This is a genomic window from Ferrimicrobium sp., assembly GCF_027364955.1.
Taxonomy (GTDB): domain Bacteria; phylum Actinomycetota; class Acidimicrobiia; order Acidimicrobiales; family Acidimicrobiaceae; genus Ferrimicrobium.
This window is the reverse complement of record NZ_DAHXOI010000010.1, coordinates 15,523-35,551: the sequence shown is the minus strand read 5'-3', so window position 1 is coordinate 35,551 and position 20,029 is coordinate 15,523. Positions and strand designations below refer to the sequence as shown.

The following is a 20,029-nucleotide window of genomic DNA, read 5'->3' as shown; positions in this document are numbered from 1 at the left end:
CTAGCTTGCTGGCGACACGAATGCACCGGACACCAACAGAGCTTTGGTGGCGAGCCACTCATCGCTTCGTCCAGCTAAGGCGCTGTTCAGCCTCTAGGGTACCTAACCGACGACGAAGTTAATGACTCTGGGCAACTTGGCGATCACTCTCTTGATCGCGACACCGTCGAGATGAGTTGCGATAGCCTCCTCAGCCAAGGGGAGAATCATCTCCTCCGTGGCACTCGGATCGATGGCGAGTGTCCCTCGAGTCTTCCCGTTGACTTGGATGACAAGCGTGGCCGTCGCTGCCGCCAAGATGGCCTGGTCGGCCTTCGGCCAGCTCTGCACATGCACGTCGGCCTGGTAGCGCCGCTCATAGAGCTCGCTGGCGATATGGGGGGCCATCGGGGCGAGTAGCTCAAGGAGTGTCCGATAGCCATAATCGAGAGTCGCTGCGTCAGTACCCTCACTCTCAGCCTTCGACAATCCATTCGTCAACTCCATGAGCGCGGCCACTGAGGTGTTATACGCCCAGCGTTCGATACCATCAGTCGCACGAGTGATGAGCTGCGAGATAATGAGGTAGACAGCAGCATTACGATCAGGATCACCAACGGCGACAGGAATCCGATCCGCAAGTGCCCAGACTCGCTGCAAGAAGCGGTGGCAGCCCTCGATCATCTCGTCAGTCTGATCGGTCCAATCGAAGTCATCAGCAGGTGGCCCTACAAAGAGATGAAAGAGTCGCAGAGCGTCTGCACCAACGGTGTCGAAGTAACGCTGCGGAGTCACCAGGTTGCCCTTGGACTTTGACATCTTGGACCCACCCAAGCGAATCATCCCTTGCGTAAAGAGCCGCTTGAAGGGCTCTCGCAGCGTCGAGGGGATGATACCAAGGTCCGAAAGAGCCCTGGTGAAGAACCGCGCATAGAGGAGGTGCAAGATGGCATGCTCGACCCCACCGATGTACTGATCGACCGGCATCCAATCTTGGACCGCTCTCTTATCGAAGGGGCGATCCTCCGAAAACGGATCACAAAAGCGCAGGTAGTACCAGGAGGAGTCGACAAAGGTGTCCATGGTATCGGTCTCGCGAGTCGCTGGCCCTCCACAGTTGGGACAGGTCGTGAATCGGAACGCATCGCTGTGAAGTAGGGGCGACTCCCCCGTCGGCCGGAACTCGACATCATCTGGTGCCAACACGGGAAGCTGGTCCTCGGGGACCGGAACCGTACCGCAACGATCGCAGTAGAGGATCGGGATCGGGCAACCCCAAAAACGTTGCCTCGATACCAACCAGTCGCGCAGCCGATACTTGACCGAACCCTCGCCAGCCCCCAACTCCTGAAGACGTTGGATGATCTTGTCTTTCGCCTCATCGATCGTGAGACCATCGAGGAACTCGCTGTTGATCTTGACGCCGGCTCCTGTATAGACAGAACCTTCAAAACCTTCGGGACGCTGCACCGTCTCAACGACTGGGAGAGAAAAGTTTTGAGCAAAGGCGTAGTCGCGCTCATCCTCGCCTGGAACCGCCATGATCGCGCCGGTACCATATTGTCCAAGCACGTAATCTGCCGCATAGATGGGCAGACGGTGACCGGAGACCGGGTTGATCGCATAAGTACCTAAGAAGACACCTCGCTTGGATGCGTCCTCCCCAGCCATCCGCTCTAGTTCACTCCGGGTCGCCACCTCCTCGATGAAGGCGGCAACCTCTGCCTTGCGATCGGGAGTGGTCAATCGCGAAACATCAGGGTGTTCTGGAGCCACCACCGCAAATGTGGCACCAAAGATTGTATCTGGACGCGTAGTGAAGACTTTTAGGCGATATCCATCAAGCCCTTCCACGTCGAAGGAGATCTCTGCCCCAACGGACCGACCGATCCAGTTGCGCTGCATAGTCTTCACTCGTTGGGGCCACTCAAGTTCGTCGAGTCCAGCAAGAAGTTCGTCGGCGTACTGGGTAATCTTAAAGAACCACTGAGTTAGTTCTCGACGAATTACCAGGTCGCCGGAGCGCTCACAGGTGCCATCAGCGAGTACCTGCTCGTTGGCCAGCACCGTTTTGCAGCCAGGGCACCAGTTGACTGGGGCATCTCCTCGATAGACCAGACCCGCACGGTAGAACTGAATGAACAGATATTGCGACCACCGGATGTAGCTGGGATCATGGCTATAGATTTCACGGCGCCAATCGTAGGCCGCACCGAGCCTCGCGAGCGAGGTCTTCAGTTCCGCCATACGAGCCTCGGTAAAGACCCGCGGATGGACGCCAGTCTTGATGGCGGCGTTCTCCGCAGGCAGACCAAAAGAATCAAACCCGATCGGAGACAGCACAGCCTCGCCGTTCATCGTTCGATAGCGGACATTGAGATCGCCAAAGGTGTAGTTTCGCACGTGTCCCTGATGGGCGGGTCCAGACGGATACGGATACATGCAGAGCACATACGACTTGGGCCGCGGGTCATCATTGCTGACATGATAGGTCTCAGCTTGGCTCCATTTTGCTTGCCAAGTTGTCTCTATCGCTGGCGGATCGTATCGGTCGGTCATGTCCGAAAAGCCTAGTACACGCATGACGCTCGTACCCCAGTTGACACGCAGCACTGACCTGAGATCGACGCTCGGATACTACACTGTGGTGGACGACCTTTGGGGGTGTAGCTCAGCTGGTAGAGCGCTTGACTGGCAGTCAAGAGGTTCGTGGGTTCGAGTCCCATCACCTCCACCAACAAACACCAGCTCAGAGGCCGTTGTTCTCCTCCCTATCCTATTGGCAAACCAAACATGATTGCCTATACGATTGCCTATCATCTCGGTGGTCACTCTGACAGGTCGCGCTGACACCCCATTAGCCACCGCGATTCGACTCACTTGAGCACGGGTCTCCAATGGTCTAATGGCAAGTCCAGGATCCGAGTCTCGGCCCGAACCCTTAGCAGAACCGTGAAGGGTGGCCGCCTTGAGCCTACTCATCTTGGTTGATCGTCGTTGATGGACAGCCTCCAAAGGATTATAGGTTATCGCAGGCAATTGGCGGGTGCTCGGCAACACTCACTGACGCCGCAAAATTCTCGGTCTACGGGTTCCTAGTTGATGCTGACCTCTCGATTGCCCCTTAACTGCTACATCTCTCGTGACGAATCGCCGCAGGTCGACCAAATTTCCGATAGCAAACCCTTAGATCGATCGGGTGGTGGGAAAACAAGCGCTGACGATGCTGCATTAAGAAGTTGGGAATCTTCGCCAAAGCGCAGAGAGCCGAGGGGACTTGGAACCACGATACCTTGTCGTCCATCGACTGGTTGTTAGAGTATGAGGCTACTCCAGCTAACCGGTAGAGGTGTTTATCGGGCCTGGCTCAGGAGTGGCTACCCATATTGGAGCACCCAGAATGACTAGATCGTACGGCTCAATATCTTCAGCGAGACAAAAGGTCTGCATGAGCACATCCAAGCGCCTCTGCTTAAAGCCCTTGAAGCGGTCGTTAAGTAAACTAACCGCCGTATCAGCTCGGCTGTCCGATGAATGTCCTAGATCGCGGTCGAGCTCATAGTTATCTATCCGTGGGTCTGCCGACTCTCGTGTTCTTTCCAAAATGCCGTAAAGTCCGTCAACATCGCTAGGGATTTCGGCTGAGCCATCACTCACGGGCTTTCTACCCCGGTAGTTGGACGCAGAGCCAAAAAGTGCCACGAGCACCTTGCCAATATCGGGATCATTTACTTCAGCCTTCATGACTGCAATCTCTACATTGCTTGCAGTTTCCCAGCCCATGTGGACCGTCACGAACCCCATCGTTAGGTCACACTGTGCCCGAATATAAGGAGATCCATACTTCGAGATCGTGCCCGTCCAGTCCCGAACTGCCTCGGTGGCCTGTCGGCAAAGCGCGAACTCATTGTCACGATCAGGTGCATCTCTTTGGAAGCCAAGGATGCCGTGCAGTAATGAGACTGTCCGGAACCTCCAGGCAGGGCGACGGGCTTGGTCCTGCTGGACAATCTGACGCACAAGTCGACTCGAAATGTAACGAAAGTCGACCGGCCACCTATCTACCACCACAGTCGAAAGGCTAGCATCGATCTGGTCAAGGGCAGTCGCACGGTTGACGTATGAATTGCGTCCATCTCCAATCGCAGTTCTTAGCCGTGTAGACAGCGGATCACAACTGACCCACTAACAGCGGAACAAAACCGTGCCAGTGCGAGCTAACTATACGTCAGCATCGGATGACCTTATGCTGTGTTGCCCGGGGGAATCTTGCATGAAGTGTTATAATTAGGTCAATTATGCAAAAGTTTAGGCAACAGTTCGAGACTATCTGGAAGGACGCTAGATAATGGTGGCCTTAGAACATGAGGTGTTGCCTACTTGGGATCAGTTTATGGTTCCAGTCCTGAGGGTTCTGTCTGACCGTAAGGTCTTGAGTCGTCGAGAACTCTACGACTTGGTAGCTCGCGAAACACGCCTCACTGACGAACAGCGAGCCGAGGTGCTCGATTCAGGGGAACGAAGGTTCGAAAATCGGATTAGCTGGGCAATCACCTATATTGTTAAGGCCAATGCCGTTATGCGACCCTCTCGCGGCCAACACATGATTACCGAGTCCGGTCGGGTGCTCCTCGAGGGTCATCCCAACGGACTGAGGGAGGCCGATCTTCGGCTGATCGATGGTTATGACGATGGACGAAAGAAGCACGCCCACGAGGCTCCAAGCCCGTCGGTATCTGAAGCCCTCGATCCTTACGAGCTTGTCGAGCAAGGCATTGCGCGTATCAACAGTGAAGTAGCGAACAATCTCTTGGATCGCCTCCATGCACAGGATCCAGCCTTCTTCGAACAGGCCGTTGTTGACCTAGTTGTTGCGATGGGCTACGGAGGCTCTGATGCTCGTGCAACGAGAACGCAGCTTTCAAATGATGGTGGAATTGATGGCATCATCGATCAGGACGTTCTAGGACTTAGTCGGGTTTACCTGCAAGCGAAGCGTTACTCGTTGGATAGTTCAGTACAACGCCCCGATATCCAGTCATTTGTTGGCGCACTCCAAGGGCAGCAGGCAAATCAGGGTGTCTTTATTACCACGGGTCGTTTCAGCTCTGGGGCGAGAGAGTACGCGAGAAGCGTGCCGACTCGGGTTGTCTTGATTGACGGACCTCGCTTGGCTGAGCTGATGATCCGTTATCGAGTGGGAGTCCAGGTAAAGCGGACACTTCAAATTGTCGATATAGATGAGGACTTTTTTGAATGAGTAACACCAAGGAATCACAACGCGCCGAACTCCACAAGACCATCTGGCGCATCGCCAATGACTTGCGAGGAAGTGTTGATGGCTGGGACTTCAAGACCTATGTGCTCGGCTTCCTCTTCTACCGGTTCATCTCCGAGAACCTCACCGACTACATCAACACCGGAGAACGCAAGGCTGGGCAGCCTGATTTCGACTACGCCATGCTGAGTGATGCTGAGGCAGAGGTTGGGCGGAGAGAGACGGTGGCCGAAAAGGGCTTCTACATCCTTCCAAGCGAACTCTTTGCCAACGTTCGAAGGCGTGCCCCACACGATGAGAACCTAAACGAAACGCTGGAACGAGTCTTTAAGAACATCGAGGGATCCGCCATCGGGGCTGATTCAGAAGATGACTTAAAGGGGCTCTTTGATGATCTCGATGTCAATAGTGCCAAGCTCGGGCCGAGCGTTGCCAAACGTAACGAGAAGCTGGTCAAGCTCCTCGATGCCATTGGTGATCTCGACTTGGGGAGTTTCTCTGATCACACCATCGATGCCTTTGGGGATGCCTACGAGTATCTCATGCAAATGTATGCCTCAAGTGCTGGCAAGTCAGGTGGGGAGTACTACACCCCCCAGGAGGTCTCTGAATTACTTGCTCGCATCACGGTAGTCGGCAAGACCTCCGTGAACAAGGTCTATGACCCCGCTTGCGGATCTGGCTCTCTGTTGTTGAAGTTCGCCAAGGTTCTCGGCAAAGACAACGTCCGCTTGGGCTTCTTCGGTCAGGAGATCAACCTGACCACCTACAACCTTGCCCGGATCAACATGTTCCTCCATGATGTGAACTATGAGAAGTTTGATCTCGCCCACGGGGATACGCTGATCGATCCAGCCCACTGGAATGAGGAGCCCTTCGAGGCGATCGTCTCGAATCCGCCGTATTCGACGAAGTGGGAGGGTGACAGCAATCCCCTGCTGATTAACGATCCCCGCTATGCCCCAGCTGGAGTACTCGCGCCCAAGTCCAAGGCTGACCTCGCCTTCACGATGCACATGCTCAGCTGGTTGGCCGTGAATGGCACCGCAGCGATTGTCGAGTTCCCGGGCGTGCTCTATCGTGGCGGTGCGGAACAGAAGATCCGTAAGTATTTGGTTGACAACAACTACGTTGACACAGTCATCCAGCTTCCGCCAGACCTGTTCTTTGGTACCACCATCGCAACCTGCATCCTCGTCCTCAAGAAGTCAAAGTCCGACAATTCGATTCTGTTCATTGACGCCTCGGCTGAGTTCGTCCGTGGTGGCAACAAGAACAAGCTGAGCGCTAACAACCAGCAGAGGATTCTCGGTGCCTTCACCGCTCGCAGGTCTGAGGAGTACTTCGCCAAGCTTGTACCTTACGAAGAGACTCAGGCAAACAACTACAACATCGCCGTCTCCTCCTATGTAGCAAGAGAGGATACCAGCGAGGCCGTTGACATTATCGAACTCAATGCCGAAATTGCAAGAATCGTCAAGCGCCAGCAGGAGCTACGGGAGCAGATCGATACGATTGTCGCGGATCTGGAGGCAGACGCATGAGCCCTGAGAGGGAAGAAGTGCAACGCCGACTCTTTTCGGCGTACAAGACTTTCCTGAAGCGTGATCGAGTTCTCCTTGAGCTAGACGTGAACGAGCGCAGTCTGACTCACAAGCTTGCCGAGTACCTGCAGGCTGAATTTACAGACTGGGACGTAGACTGCGAATATAACCGAAACGGGGATATCCCGAAACGGCTGCAGGTTCAAACTACTGTCACCGACGACACAGATGCTCATACTGTATTTCCAGACATCATTGTCCATCACAGAAACACCAAGAAAAACCTCGTTGTGATTGAGGCGAAGAAGACCAGTAGCACGAGGGCGGTTGCAGACACAGAGAAGCTCAAGGCATTTATCGCTGAGTATGGCTATCAGTTTGCCTTTGCCGTTGTCTTCCCGGTGGGGCCACATGCTTCGGATGCGAACCCATCGACTGATATTACTGAGGTTATGGTATGAGCCGGATCGATCAACTGATCACAGAACTGTGCCCGCATGGGGTGCAATTCGCGAGGCTGGGAGACTTACTACAATATGAGCAACCAGGTAAATATCTCGTTAGCTCAACTCGTTATGACGACTCATATCCAACACCAGTACTAACTGCAGGACAAACCTTCGTTCTGGGCTATACAGATGAAGAGGAAGGAATTTACTACGCATCAAATGAGAGACCGGTTGTTATATTCGATGACTTTACAACCGCGTTCAAGTGGGTGGACTTTCCATTCAAGGCAAAATCATCAGCGATGAAGATGCTCCAAGTCAAATCTTCAGATCGTGTATCTTTACGATTCGTTTATTTCATCATGCAGACGATCAAGTACCGCCCTCAAGATCATGCGCGTCAATGGATTACTACCTATTCAGACTTCCGCATCCCCGTCCCTCCCCTCGAAATCCAACAAGAGATCGTACGCATCCTAGATACATTTACAGAGCTGGAAGCAGAGCTGGAAGCAGAGCTGGAAGCCCGTCGTCGGCAGTATGCCTACTACCGGGATTCGCTGCTGAGCTTCCCTGAAACGGGGGGGGGTACGGAGGATCCCTATGGGTGAGCTTGGTGAGTTCATACGTGGTAACGGAATCCAGAAAGATAACCTACGCGAGATGGGCGTTGGTGCGATTCACTATGGTCAGATACACACTCACTATGGCACGGCTGCGACTGAGACCATATCTTTTGTTGATGAGGAGTTAGCGAGACGATCTCGCAGGGCTAACCCCGGAGATCTTGTGATCGCCACGACGAGCGAAGACGACGAAGCCGTCGGCAAAGCTGTCGCTTGGATTGGTGACGACAAAATTGCAGTAAGCGGCGATGCGTTCATCTTCCGTCATGCTCTTGCGCCAAAATATGTCTCGTACTTTTTCCAAACCAATGAATTCCAGTTGCACAAGAAGCGCCATATCACTGGAACTAAGGTGCGTCGCATATCTGGTGAGAGTCTCGCGAAAATAGCGATTCCCGTTCCTTCGCGACAAGAACAAGATCGCATCGTCGACATTCTCGACAAGTTCGATTCCCTGGTAAACGATCTCTCAGTCGGCCTTCCCGCCGAACTCAATGCTCGCCGCAAACAGTACGAGTACTACCGTGACCGACTGTTGACTTTTGAGGAGGCCCCAGCGTGAGCGAGGCCAAGGCAAGACATTACGAGCCGATTGCAGTCAGCTCCGAGAGCACTGTTGTCTCTGAGTTCATCCCGGATGCATCAAATGAAGCAGCCTATCAGTCCGAGGCTGCTTTGGAACGAGAGTTCATCAAGCTGCTCGAGTCCCAAGCATATGAGTATCTTCCCGTCACGAGTGAAGCCCAACTTATTGGCAACCTCCGCACCCAGCTTGAGGCTCTGAACTCAATTCTGTTCTCCGATGACGAGTGGAAGCGGTTCTTTGGTGAGACTATCGCTGGAGCGAATGAAGGTCCGGCCGAGAAGACCCATCGCATCCAAGAAGACCACATCCAGGTACTCAAGCGAGATGACAACTCGACGAGGAATATTTCGCTACTCGATAAGAAGAACATCCACAACAACCGTCTCCAGGTCATCAACCAGTACGAGATCGGAGAGGAAGCGGGTGCCACGCACTCGAATCGCTATGACGTAACGATTCTGGTCAACGGGCTACCGCTTGTCCATGTTGAGCTCAAACGCCGCGGCGTTGACATTCGTGAGGCGTTCCACCAGATTGATCGCTACCAGCGAGACAGCTTCTGGGCGGGCTCTGGGCTCTTTGACTACGTACAGCTCTTTGTGATCAGCAACGGTACATTGACTAAGTACTACTCCAACACCACCCGGCGTCAACACTTAGACGAGAGCGCCGGATCGAAGAGGGTTCGAAAGACCTCCAACTCCTTCGAGTTCACCTCCTGGTGGGCTGATGCGACCAATAAGCCAATACAGGATCTCGCGGGGTTCACGAAGACCTTCTTTGCCAAGCATGCTTTACTTAACATTCTGACTCGTTACTGCGTACTCACTGCCGACGGGCTGCTGTTGGTGATGCGACCCTATCAGATCGTCGCTACCGAGCGGATCCTCCAAAAGATTGAGATCTCTACCAACTACCGCCAGCTCGGTAGGATCGAAGCTGGTGGCTACGTTTGGCACACCACGGGGTCAGGCAAGACCCTGACAAGCTTCAAGGCTGCTCAGCTCGCCTCAAAGCTGGCTGATATCGAGAAGGTGCTCTTTGTCGTTGATCGTAAGGATCTCGACTATCAGACCATGCGTGAGTACGATCGCTTCGAGAAGGGTGCTGCCAACTCCAATACTTCAACGGCTGTTTTGAAACGGCAATTGGAGGACCCAAATGCCAGGATCATTATCACCACCATTCAGAAGCTCTCGACCTTCATCTCTGGCAACAAGGGTCACGCCATCTATGGAGGGCATGTCGTACTGATCTTTGATGAATGCCACCGTTCTCAGTTTGGGGACATGCACACCTCAATCACGAGGGCCTTCAAGCGCTACAATCTGTTCGGCTTCACCGGCACGCCGATCTTTGCAGTCAACGCTGGCAGCGGCGGGAACCCGAAGCTCAAGACCACCGAACAAGCCTTTGGCGAGAAGCTTCACACCTACACCATCGTTGATGCGATCAACGATAAGAACGTCCTCCCGTTTCGCATCGACTACGTGAACACTATCAGGCCCTCGGAAGGTCTAACCGACAAGCAAGTCTCGTCCATCGACACCGAGCGAGCACTCTTGGCTCCAGAACGACTCCGCCAGGTCGTCGCCTATACCTTAGAGCACTTTGACCAAAAGACCAAGAGGGCTGAGCACTACTCGCTAGCGGGCAAACGGGTTCACGGGTTCAACGCGCTCTTTGCAACTGCTTCGATCAGCGCGGCAAAGAACCACTATGCCGAGTTTAAGCGCCAGCAAGCAGGCTTGCCCTCTGATCGCAGGCTCAAGGTGGGCATCATCTACTCCTATGCTCCGAACGAAGATGTTGGTGACGATTACCTCGATGAAGAGGGTTTTGAGACCAATGCGCTTGACCGACCATCAAGGGACTTTCTTGAGGACGCTATCAAGGACTACAACTCCTTCTTCGGTACCAGCTTTGACACCTCTTCGGATAAGTTTCAGAACTACTACAAGGATCTCTCCCTCCGGCTGAAGAACCGTGAGATCGACCTCGTCATCGTCGTGAACATGTTCTTGACCGGCTTTGATGCAACGACTCTGAACACCCTCTTTGTTGACAAGCGTCTCGTCAATCATGGCCTCTTGCAGGCCTACTCGCGTACCAACCGGATTCTGAACTCTGTCAAGACCTACGGCAACATCGTCTCGTTCCGTAACCTCGAAACCGAGACAAACGACGCCATCGCGTTGTTCGGGAACAGAGATGCTCAAGGGATCGTGTTACTCAAGCCCTATGGCGACTACTACGTAGAGTATGCCGAGCATACTCAGGAGCTCCTGACCAAGTACCCACTGGGTGTCCAAATCGTTGGTGAAACGGCACAGAAGGACTTCATCGCTCTCTTTGGCGTCATACTCCGACTCCAGAACATCTTGAGCGCCTTTGATGAGTTTGAAGGCAACGAGATCCTGACCGAGCGACAGGGCCAGGATTACCGCAGCGTGTATCTCGATCTCTATGCAGACTTCCGACGCATCAGTGATACCGAGAAGGAGTCCATCAACGACGACATCGTCTTTGAGATCGAGCTCATCAAGCAGGTTGAGATCAACGTGGACTACATTTTGATGCTGGTTCAGAAGTGGCGTGAAACCCGGGGTGATGGGACAGACAAGGAGATCGACTCCATTAGCCAGATTCGGCGTGCCGTCGACTCCAGCCCCTCGTTGCGCAACAAGAAGGATCTCATCATGAGCTTTGTCGACTCAGTCTCAGCCAGCGGCAAGATCGACGAAGAGTGGCGCGCATTCATCGAAGCGAGTCGCACTGCTGAACTTGAGAACATCATCAACGAAGAGGGACTGAACCCAGAGGAGACCAAGGAGTTTATTGACCGTGCTTTTCGGGACGGTTCAATCTCAACCGCCGGAACCGCTATCACGAAGATCCTTCCGCCAGTGTCACGCTTCTCGCCCAGCGGGGGCCATAGCGATAAGAAACAGCATGTGCTCGTGAGACTCGGGGCGTTCTTTGAGAGGTTTCTTGGCCTCGGGATAGGAAGTAAAATATGAGGTTACTTTCCAGACGGAAAATGGTCCACCCCCTGGAATGTGCGAGACAGAGGGGTAATTTATGACTGAACTCTTCAGATCTCGGTTGACGTTGTTTATTGGAATGGTAGCGGGCGGGTTGCTAGTTCTGGGCTCCCTGCTAGCGCTGGTTGGAATTGCCATCCTCTCTCGAGCAGATGCCGGGGCCACAGCCAATCTCTTGACTGCGTCCTACTGGGTGAGGTTTGTAGGTTGGTTGACTGGGTTGGTAGCGGTTGTCAGTCTGATCTGGACTTTCATTCTCGCTCAGCGGTTCAAAAGTCTCTGGGAGCTCGTGGGCGTTGGCCTGTTCACTCTATTCGTGGCTTTAGGGGCGCTCTTGCAAGCTATCGAGACACAAGGAAGCGCGAGCGCTGGTAGCGATCTCATCTCTGTGGGCTACGGAACACTAGCGTTGATAGCGATAGCTGTCGCATTGCAAAAGTCCATGAGCTATAACAATGGGACCTTGCCCACATCCCAAGCACCCTATTGGCTGGTGGCAGCGGGGTCACTCATTCTGATTACGGTTGCCCAAGGGTTAGGTAGTGGCAGCCTCCAATCAACGTCTGCGGTTGTGGCAAGTATTCTTGGGGCGGTTGGCTTTGGCGGTCTTGTCGTGACTTTGGGAGTCGCGAGAGCCAGAGACCAGCTCAAGTCAAAATCCTTCGGAACTGTGGCTACTGGATTGACCATCTTTGGCCTCGGGTTAATTGCTTCTGCCATCTACTCCATTCCAGGGAATGGGGTCACCGCTTTCAAGACGACCTTCATAGTCTCCGCTGGGTTGGCCGCTGTAGCGATGGCACTCCTTATATTGTCGGCATGGATCCGAATCGGAGAAATAGGGGACCAAACATCGGGTAGCGAGGCCTATTCACAAGCCAGCTCATCCAGCGCAGCTCGCGGTGAACCACAGCCACGCCCCGATTACAACACACCCGGAAATGGGAATCTCGCTCATCGGCTGCATACCGACGTTGCTGCAACTAAACCTCAGAGCAATCCATCTTCCGTTGGCGACCTCGCCTCTGCTACTGACGCCTCGCGGCGCAAATACTGCTCCTACTGCGGGGCCGAACTCGAGGTCGACGCGTCGTTCTGCTGGAGTTGTGGAAGGCCAGTGACCAGATGAGCTACTTTGAGCGAAAAGGATAGTCTGATGGCAGATGATGATAGCTATCAAAAGCCGAAGAATCGAACCGCCCTGTTCGCTATCACGGCTGGGATATTCTTGATCGGAGCGAGTCTGGCTGTAGTCGTTGGGTTACCAATTATTCGCGGTCGACGGGCGACAAATTCAAAGCACAATGCTGCACTATCACTGACGCATTCCAAATCAACTAGCGAACTCCCTGAAACCACTAGCAGCCAGCGCATCACTCAAACCAAAATTGTCGTCTACGAACCCTTCACGATCAACGGTATCGCGCCGGGTATCAAGGTTACCTCGCAACAATCCGGAAGCTGTTGGGAAGGGTCCATTGCGTCGAACCGTCCAGACGCCTGGCGATGCACTGTAGCTAATGGCATCTACGACCCCTGCTTCAGCGATCCATATGGTAATGGTGAAGTAGCGTGTCCTGAAGCCACGTCGCCAGACCAAGTTATGGTTATCAAGCTCACCCAGCCGCTACCCTACTCTATGGAGAATCCCCCGTCCGATGCGCAGACCAACCCCACCCCTTGGGCCTATCAGCTCACCAACGGAACTCGCTGTGGTGTATCAACAGGGGCTAACACAGCCATTGCAGGTCTCACAGTATGGGGATTTTGTGCGAATGACGACCAGCTCGTTGGGAACATAAACACCAGCGGCGAGATTTGGTCAGTACTGATGGAGAGCCCGAATTCTACAAGTTTGACCAGCATCAAGATCGCCAAAGTTTGGGAGTAGTGGGGAGCACTTGATAAGCCGGTACGCAGCTTCGACAGCTCTCAAGTCCCACAGAACCGATGCGAGAAAGTAAACAGATCCGTGTCAGTCCTCCTCAGACTCACGTGCCATTTCTCGAATAACACTCCGTTTGTGGCACCCTATGCTTCCCACCCTCACCACGCCTCGGTCCAACTGTTAGTTTGGGCCGGCTCTTTATCCGGAGAGAGGCGTGTATCCATTGGTAAGCACTCTCCAGCCCTCTCCCGTATCGAGAGCGGTTTTATTCTCCCTAGACAAGGGAAGTCTCGCACAAACATACAGCTCGCTAGTTCGAGATGTGCACCAAAGTCGATGAGCGGGTGATCGACCCGAGACCAACTTCGCCATTGGCCCCAAGAAAGCTTGCAGGATCATCGCCTTCAGGCCAGGGAGCAACGAGACCCCCACGCCCTCGCTTGGCCAAGGCGTGCGACCACTGCAAGTTTGCCTCACGCCCAGGTATATCCCCGTCGGCACATAGAACGATGGTGCCCGCATGGATATCGACGATTGCACCCCACTGAGCATCAGAGATGGCTAGCCCAGACCCGGCTACTGGGGCAAACTCCGTTGATCGTCCAGCTGATGCTGCGACCACCGCGATTGCGAGTGCATCGATCGTTCCTTCGCAAATAATGATCCTTGCCGTCGGACCAAGAACTGGGCGACTGGGGCGGTAGAGGTTGATCGACTTATCATAGGCCACCGTCTTCGTGCAGTTCAGATACTTCGGCGCTCCAGGGCGCTGACCCACGTATCTCCCGACGAAGCCAACCACATCTCCGTCGCAGTCCTTGACAGGCATCATCACCCGGTCACGAAACGTATCAATAATTCCTCGCCCATTGCGCTTCGCCAGACCTGCATCGACAACTTCGTCGTCAGTGAATCCGTGCCCTCGGAGATGGATAAGCAGCCGATCAGGCACGCCATAAGGAGTATGTCCGACAACAGGATCGCTAACCTCTGCCTCAAGAGCGTCCACAAAGATCCTTCGTCTCTGCAAATAGCGATGTCCCTCGTCGTGAAGTTGGCCATGGCTGTAGTAGTACCAGGCTTCTTTGAGGACAGCCTTGACCCGCTTGATCGAAGTTCGTTCAAGATCTGGCACCTCGCACCTGAGTCTTGTGCCGATGTTCCGCTGATCACTGGACTCGACCACAGACCTTGTGACAATGGCAGGGAAGGCAGCCGCGGACTCGATCATCCCAATAGCCTCACCCACACTCACGCGATAGACGCTTTCGACCCACTGAATGACGTCGCCATGGGCACCACAACCAAAGCAATGAAAGCGGTCAGTGCGCAAATGCAACATCATCGACGGATTCCGATCATCGTGATCGGGCATCGGACAACAGACTTTGTAATCCGTTACCCCGGGCGGCACAAAGAGTCCGGTCCGAGCGACTATCTCAGCGAGTGAGTGTTGCGCGCGGATCGACACAAAGTCAAGTGACATCATCACCTCCCAGGTGTGAGCGACGGCTGGAGCAGTTCATTGGTGTCAGAGAGTTCGCCTGCGCGATGAGAGAGCGATGCAGCGTCGAGTGGCGAGCAACCAGCGAGGTAGTTCTCTCTGAGTTGGGAAATAGGCAAAGAGGCAGGTGAAGAGAAATGCTGGAGGGCAGGATAGGTCTCAATGAGATCATCGACAAGCGATAGCCAAAGCGCGAATCGTGGGTCGCCATTGGCACGCATGTGTGCCTTCTCCCATCGTGAAGTCTCCTGCTCACTAAGGGATGCGATGGCACGCTCCACGAGGGCGTGGTCATGAAGATCAAGCCACGTAGTCATCTCAGAACGGATTCTCCGATCCGGTGGAAGCCAGCGGATCGCCAGCCTGATCCACAATGAGTTCGCTGACATCGCCCGCATCTGCATCTCGCTGATCGATCCACCACGAGGCCGAAGTAATGAGCCGGGCGGGTTGCTCCACTTCAGTGATGTAGGCCTCCTCTGCATCGAGGAGTTCATAGGCGGCCCGAAGTAACTCAAATCGAACCCTCCGAGCCCACTCGACTGCCTTGTCTGAACCATCGAGGCAGGGCATGTCGGCCCTTACCTCCCACGAGGTGATCTGTTCCATCTGCTGTGACCTGCGCTCGGTGAGCCAAGCTTGTTGATCGCTTCCCTGTTGGCGGCCCTGAGCTCTGTGCCAACACGCTGAACAATCTTTGGTGGCGAGCCATCGGGCATAACCCGCGCGCCTACTTGCCCGCTTCTCCGAGAGATCGTGATCTTGGGAGTGTCCACAAGCGTGCTCCACCGACCATTCCGTCTTCACCGTCATGCCTGGCTCCTTTCCTCGTGCCCTATGAAGCGTCACTTACTTCTGGGTCAATCCAGAGGGAATTCGTCAAGCCGGGAGCAGGCTCAAAGGAGGCGATGAGCCTCCTCATCGTGGACTAAGAAGTGCTCCCACGCATCATCATCAATGGCGCGAGGTGGAGCTGGAGTCGATCGATGAGTTGAGAGACAGCCCGCATGCGCAGTCCACTCACGCAGACGAGACTCGATCTGAGCGAACGCCCACTGCCATTGGACTGGACTCGTAGCCGGTGAACTCTGGGCAAAACTGATTCTCTCGTGATCTCGCAATGCGACCAGCGCTTCGACATGACCATTGTGCAGATACCAGCAGCGAGGGATCACATGATGATCAAGGTGGGGATATCTGTGCACTAACTCTTCCACCCAAGCACGAAGCGAATTCCACTCGCTACGCCGATCACCAACACGGATAGCTGGCCAGCAAGTTGGGGCGCTGAGGGCAGGGTCTTCCTCGTCTCCCAGTTCTTCGAGGAGCTGTCGATAGGCATCATGGGTCAGGCCCACGTCTGGTGAGTCGATCGTCTCTGACCCGCCACACTCTGGATCCTCTAGCATGTCTCCTAGCTGCTCATCAAGCACTAACCCCTCGCGATCCTCGGAGTCTGAATCCATTGCTAGATCCCCACCCTGCGCGTCCGCTGCCGACGTAGCTCGGCAACCAGCACATCTGTTGCCTGCTCATGCGGGCGTTTTCGCCATTCAGGGTTCATCTCCATCAACTGGTGAAGACTGACATGACAGGAACGACAGAGGGCGATGAGATCAGTAAAGCTCTCGTGTCCAAGTCTCCCATAGCTGCGGTGATGGAGATCGCCACTTCGTGTCGTCCACAGAGCGCCGCAGATGAGACAGAAGGGATCTCGACCACCTGCAAGTCGTCTCCACTCCCCCACCCACTGTTCTCGTCGCAGGTACCACGCGCGAGATCGCATGTACGTCGCATACTGCTGGCGAATCGCACAACGCCGGGGAGACCAGGACAGGCCCGGCCGTGGTCTACGCATCTCCGAAGATCCCACCAGCGCCCTGTCGGAGTAGGGCCTCGACCTGGATCCGATCACTTTGCAACAGGCCAGCGTCATGACGTCTAGTCCAAGGTCTCAACGTGAGCATGATCGGTTGTGAGGCGCGATAGAGGAGCAAGCCATAGCCGAGCTTCAAGGTCCGTATTGTCGCTGGATCCAATACGCTCTGGCGCCGAATGGAGGTTGATATTGACCGACCGGTCGAGGATGAACCGCTCTGATACGATTGAGTTGACTCCAGCACCTCCCGTTCGCCCACCAAGCGCGAGATGTCCGCCAGGTCATTCGCATTCGAACTCCCACCAAGAATGACCTTCGCGGTGGCAGAGTCCCAGATGGCCCCAGCGGTCTCTGACCCCCATCGGTCTCTTGCCTGGGCTAGCGACTGGAGAACCACCATCGTCGGGATCCCCGTCCCTCCTCCCTCGGACATCAAGGAACCAAGGGATGGAAGTGGATAATTGGCTGCCTCATCGAGTATCAGCGTCAAGGGTGGATCAAGGCGTGCGCCAGGTGAGGCTGCAGCCATCCGACGTGCCACCTCCACGACATCCTCAATCAATGCAGAGACCAAGCCAGCGGTCGCTGAAGCGCCACTAGCAGTCCCCAGCAGAAACAGCGTTCCACGGTCGTTGAGAAAGTCACGTGGGTGAAAGGATTCTCCCTCAGCTGGCGACAACGCCTCAAGGACTCCGGGATCCGCGAGGGGCGCGAAGGCATTGCCAACCATCGACCAGACTGAGTCGCGTTGTCTTGGATCGGCTGACACAATCGCATCAAGTGCTCGATCCCAGCTCGGGGTTGCCCTTGGATGATTGGAGAGGATGGCGACCGCATCCCTCGCAGCAGCCGCCGAGAGACTCCACTCATACAGCACCGATGGAGGCTGTCCCACGATCGCCGCAGCATGGAGCATGCACCGGACTGCGGTCTGTGTCTGTTGCTGCCAAAAGTTCGCCTCAGTGACACCGCGACCTGAGTCGGCACAAAGTGCCTTCGCTCTGACCATGGCGGTCTGAGCTCGCTCACAGCCTCTCACCGGCGACCAACGCAAGGTGGATGGAGCACCGATGGCAATTCCTTGTGGATCAAACACTCCAACAGGCCGACCATCAGATCCGCGCCGCGTGAGTGTCACCGCCAGATTGTCCGGCCGAGTAGAGGTCGTGATCACCGCACCTGGGGCATCAAGAATGGAGGGGATAATCAGGTTGAGACCCTTGCCCGAACCGGGAGGTCCGAGGATCACAAGCGAGTCACGCACGCCCATCCAACAGTCCACCCCCCGACTCGTGCCGAGATAGAAGCCAACGTCGCGTGGCTCGGCGGCAGCAATGGAAGGACGAAGTACCCCGGCTTGGCTTAGCAGCACCTTCGGCCCCGCCAGTGCCGCGATGTGCGCACGCTCTGCCATGCCTTCTATTTGTGTCGGGTCCGCAGATACTACTTCAGAGCGAGGTGCTTGGGGCCTAAATACTCTCCAACCGAAGTAGAGCACCATGACAACCAGCACCAGCGAAAACGTCTCGGCGCTCCAATAGACCCAAGGTGAACCAACCGGGGAACGCCAAGCCAACGAAGGATCGGTTGGGTGGGCTAGCGCATTAATCGGACCATCGAGACGATGAGGAACTTGATGACCAGAGATGATCGCGCTCACCAGCGCACCACCATAGAGTGCGCCCATCACCAGCATGGCAATTGCGATCGCAACCAGAGCAACATCAACATTGCGATCGGCATTTGGTCGCTGGGGCGTTGGAGCTAACATGCCAATCCCGGTAGAGCCTGGTTCATCACGATCGGTCCTCGCAGACATGAGTGATCCAACAACATTATTCCAAAGGGGAGTCGGGTCAGCATCAGCTTCGGTGGCGAGGACAACCCAGTGCGATACAACACGAAAACCGAAGACACCTGCTGCAACCAACACCTGGCACCACCATTGGCCCCAAAGTCACGAATTGGCAAGGTACTCACGATCGACTCCGTACGAAGCCACAAACCGCTCGTTTTGAGGCGTGCCTACTGCTCGCTCGTTTCTCTTACGTGCGATCGCCTCTTCGACACCTGAAACTCTTCCTCCGGGGATCTTCGGTGCTGGAGACGCTTCCAGAATCAATCGGGCTGCCGAGGAGACTCGAGCCTGCGTTTGAGCGATAGCCTTCGCGGGGTCGGCTCCAGCCCAGGCGGCGATGTAGGGAAAGCTGTAGTCGTCGCTCGCCATACCGTGCGCAGCTGCCACGATGAAGGCCGTCGACTCTGCCTCGACCTCTTGGCGCGACCGCTCAAGAGTCGCGCCAGGACCCTCGGCATGGAGCAGAACGTGAGCGACCTCATGAATCATGGTCTTCACCATCGCTGCATCATCTATGTCGTCCCGAATCCGAATGGTGTGCGCCGTAACATCAGTCATGCCATTAGCTCCGCCCAGCTCAGCTGCAGACCCCGCGGTCTCAACTGCATAACCACGCTCTATGGCAAGGTGCATGATCGCCTCTCCAAGACCAACGGGCGCTGTACCGTTCAGCAGCTTGGGACTCGCCACTTCTGGCAAGGGATCACCCGAGGTCTGAAACTGGGAAAACACGTGCTCGATCTTGAAGCCACCAAGGGTCATCGCCATCGTCTCGCGCTCGCCTGGACCAGGGGGTTCATCGTGGCGAAGCACTCTTGTCGGCCCATCGGGGCTGGACGCGACACGGCGGCTATAGCGAATCGGAGCCAGGATTGCGTAGCCCTTTTGTCCCCGTTCAACTTGGCGTCCGAGTGCCTTCCAGGTGTGGAACCCAGCCACGAACCCAGGATTCAGATCGGGAACACGCCCCTGCTGGTAAGCCATCGCGTGCTGGGCAATGATGAGCTGAGCGTTATTTGGAGTATACGAGTGTAGCTCAGCCGCAAACGCCAGATAACGGTGCCAGTCGTCTCCAGATCGGATCTTGACAATCTCAGCCTCGAGGATAGCTTGGGCAGCTCGTACCTTCTCTGTCTGTGCCAGCTGCACGCTCTCCGTGTGCAGGTCCTCCAAAACCATGAATGCCCCCTTTCCAGACAGACGAGAAGGCATTGACCTCTCACCCAAGATGGCGAAGCCAGGAATTGCGTCAGAACGACCGCCACCAGGCTTTTGCGCTGAGGCGACAAAGCGAGCTCGAAGACGGCGCTCGACATCCGCGATCATTACCGGACTCCTCGTCATCGCCCTTTATCCATGAAGGCCCCCCGAAGCGAGGCTGGGCCGCCGTCTGT

Annotated in this window: 17 protein-coding genes and 1 tRNA gene; 9 read left to right on the top strand and 9 right to left on the bottom strand. The window is 55.2% G+C overall.

The window, feature by feature from the left end; translation table 11 throughout:
- Positions 1–102: 102 nt before the first annotated feature.
- Positions 103–2,538, bottom strand: a complete 2,436-nt coding sequence (gene leuS / locus M7Q83_RS08210; RefSeq protein WP_298337247.1) for a leucine--tRNA ligase — start codon at positions 2,536–2,538, stop codon at positions 103–105.
- A gap of 101 nt (positions 2,539–2,639) precedes the next feature.
- On the opposite strand from leuS, the gene M7Q83_RS08205 reads away from it, so the two are divergent.
- Positions 2,640–2,716, top strand: a tRNA-Ala gene (locus M7Q83_RS08205).
- 599 nt (positions 2,717–3,315) lie between these two features.
- Here M7Q83_RS08205 and M7Q83_RS08200 read toward each other — a convergent pair.
- Complete coding sequence (locus tag M7Q83_RS08200) at positions 3,316–4,050, bottom strand: hypothetical protein (protein WP_298337244.1); 735 nt, start codon at positions 4,048–4,050, stop codon at positions 3,316–3,318.
- A 277-nt stretch (positions 4,051–4,327) separates the two neighbouring features.
- Here M7Q83_RS08200 and M7Q83_RS08195 point away from each other — a divergent pair, with 277 nt between their 5' ends.
- The 8 genes from M7Q83_RS08195 (at position 4,328) to M7Q83_RS08160 (ending at position 13,397) form a co-directional block, all read left to right on the top strand.
- The gene (locus tag M7Q83_RS08195) at positions 4,328–5,239 is read left to right on the top strand and encodes a restriction endonuclease (RefSeq protein WP_298337241.1); all 912 of its coding nucleotides are present in this window, start codon (positions 4,328–4,330) and stop codon (positions 5,237–5,239) included.
- On the top strand, positions 5,236–6,801 hold the full coding sequence (locus tag M7Q83_RS08190) for a type I restriction-modification system subunit M (protein WP_298337238.1): 1,566 nt from the start codon (positions 5,236–5,238) through the stop codon (positions 6,799–6,801). Before M7Q83_RS08195 ends, M7Q83_RS08190 begins: the two co-directional genes overlap by 4 nt.
- Positions 6,798–7,262: a hypothetical protein gene (locus M7Q83_RS08185; protein ID WP_298337235.1), complete on the top strand. Its 465-nt coding sequence runs from the start codon at positions 6,798–6,800 to the stop codon at positions 7,260–7,262. Before M7Q83_RS08190 ends, M7Q83_RS08185 begins: the two co-directional genes overlap by 4 nt.
- Positions 7,259–7,861 (top strand): restriction endonuclease subunit S, encoded by a 603-nt coding sequence (locus tag M7Q83_RS08180; protein WP_298337233.1) that lies wholly within the window; start codon positions 7,259–7,261, stop codon positions 7,859–7,861. Before M7Q83_RS08185 ends, M7Q83_RS08180 begins: the two co-directional genes overlap by 4 nt.
- Positions 7,854–8,438 (top strand): restriction endonuclease subunit S, encoded by a 585-nt coding sequence (locus tag M7Q83_RS08175; protein ID WP_298337230.1) that lies wholly within the window; start codon positions 7,854–7,856, stop codon positions 8,436–8,438. The genes M7Q83_RS08180 and M7Q83_RS08175 overlap by 8 nt, the downstream gene beginning before the upstream one ends.
- Positions 8,435–11,482, top strand: a complete 3,048-nt coding sequence (locus M7Q83_RS08170) for a type I restriction endonuclease subunit R (RefSeq protein WP_298337228.1) — start codon at positions 8,435–8,437, stop codon at positions 11,480–11,482. The genes M7Q83_RS08175 and M7Q83_RS08170 overlap by 4 nt, the downstream gene beginning before the upstream one ends.
- Positions 11,483–11,543: 61 nt before the next feature.
- Positions 11,544–12,635 (top strand): zinc ribbon domain-containing protein, encoded by a 1,092-nt coding sequence (locus M7Q83_RS08165; protein WP_298337224.1) that lies wholly within the window; start codon positions 11,544–11,546, stop codon positions 12,633–12,635.
- A 27-nt stretch (positions 12,636–12,662) separates the two neighbouring features.
- The gene (locus M7Q83_RS08160) at positions 12,663–13,397 is read left to right on the top strand and encodes a hypothetical protein (protein WP_298337222.1); all 735 of its coding nucleotides are present in this window, start codon (positions 12,663–12,665) and stop codon (positions 13,395–13,397) included.
- Between the two features lie 307 nt (positions 13,398–13,704).
- Here the strand turns inward: M7Q83_RS08160 and M7Q83_RS08155 are convergent, their stop codons facing one another.
- From M7Q83_RS08155 to M7Q83_RS08125, 7 genes are all read right to left on the bottom strand, one after another.
- The gene (locus M7Q83_RS08155) at positions 13,705–14,880 is read right to left on the bottom strand and encodes a CHC2 zinc finger domain-containing protein (protein ID WP_298337219.1); all 1,176 of its coding nucleotides are present in this window, start codon (positions 14,878–14,880) and stop codon (positions 13,705–13,707) included.
- Positions 14,881–14,882: 2 nt separating this feature from the next.
- Positions 14,883–15,215, bottom strand: a complete 333-nt coding sequence (locus tag M7Q83_RS08150) for a hypothetical protein (protein ID WP_298337216.1) — start codon at positions 15,213–15,215, stop codon at positions 14,883–14,885.
- A gap of 1 nt (position 15,216) precedes the next feature.
- A complete protein-coding gene (locus tag M7Q83_RS08145; RefSeq protein WP_298337213.1) occupies positions 15,217–15,711 on the bottom strand; it encodes a hypothetical protein in 495 nt (164 codons plus the stop codon).
- A gap of 83 nt (positions 15,712–15,794) precedes the next feature.
- On the bottom strand, positions 15,795–16,364 hold the full coding sequence (locus M7Q83_RS08140; RefSeq protein ID WP_298337210.1) for a hypothetical protein: 570 nt from the start codon (positions 16,362–16,364) through the stop codon (positions 15,795–15,797).
- Between the two features lie 2 nt (positions 16,365–16,366).
- Positions 16,367–16,756, bottom strand: a complete 390-nt coding sequence (locus M7Q83_RS08135; RefSeq protein ID WP_298337207.1) for an HNH endonuclease signature motif containing protein — start codon at positions 16,754–16,756, stop codon at positions 16,367–16,369.
- A complete protein-coding gene (locus M7Q83_RS08130; RefSeq protein WP_298337204.1) occupies positions 16,749–18,710 on the bottom strand; it encodes a TraM recognition domain-containing protein in 1,962 nt (653 codons plus the stop codon). Before M7Q83_RS08130 ends, M7Q83_RS08135 begins: the two co-directional genes overlap by 8 nt.
- A gap of 24 nt (positions 18,711–18,734) precedes the next feature.
- Positions 18,735–19,961, bottom strand: coding sequence for an ArdC-like ssDNA-binding domain-containing protein (locus tag M7Q83_RS08125; protein ID WP_298337201.1), 1,227 nt, complete (start codon positions 19,959–19,961; stop codon positions 18,735–18,737).
- Between the last annotated feature and the right edge of the window lie 68 nt (positions 19,962–20,029).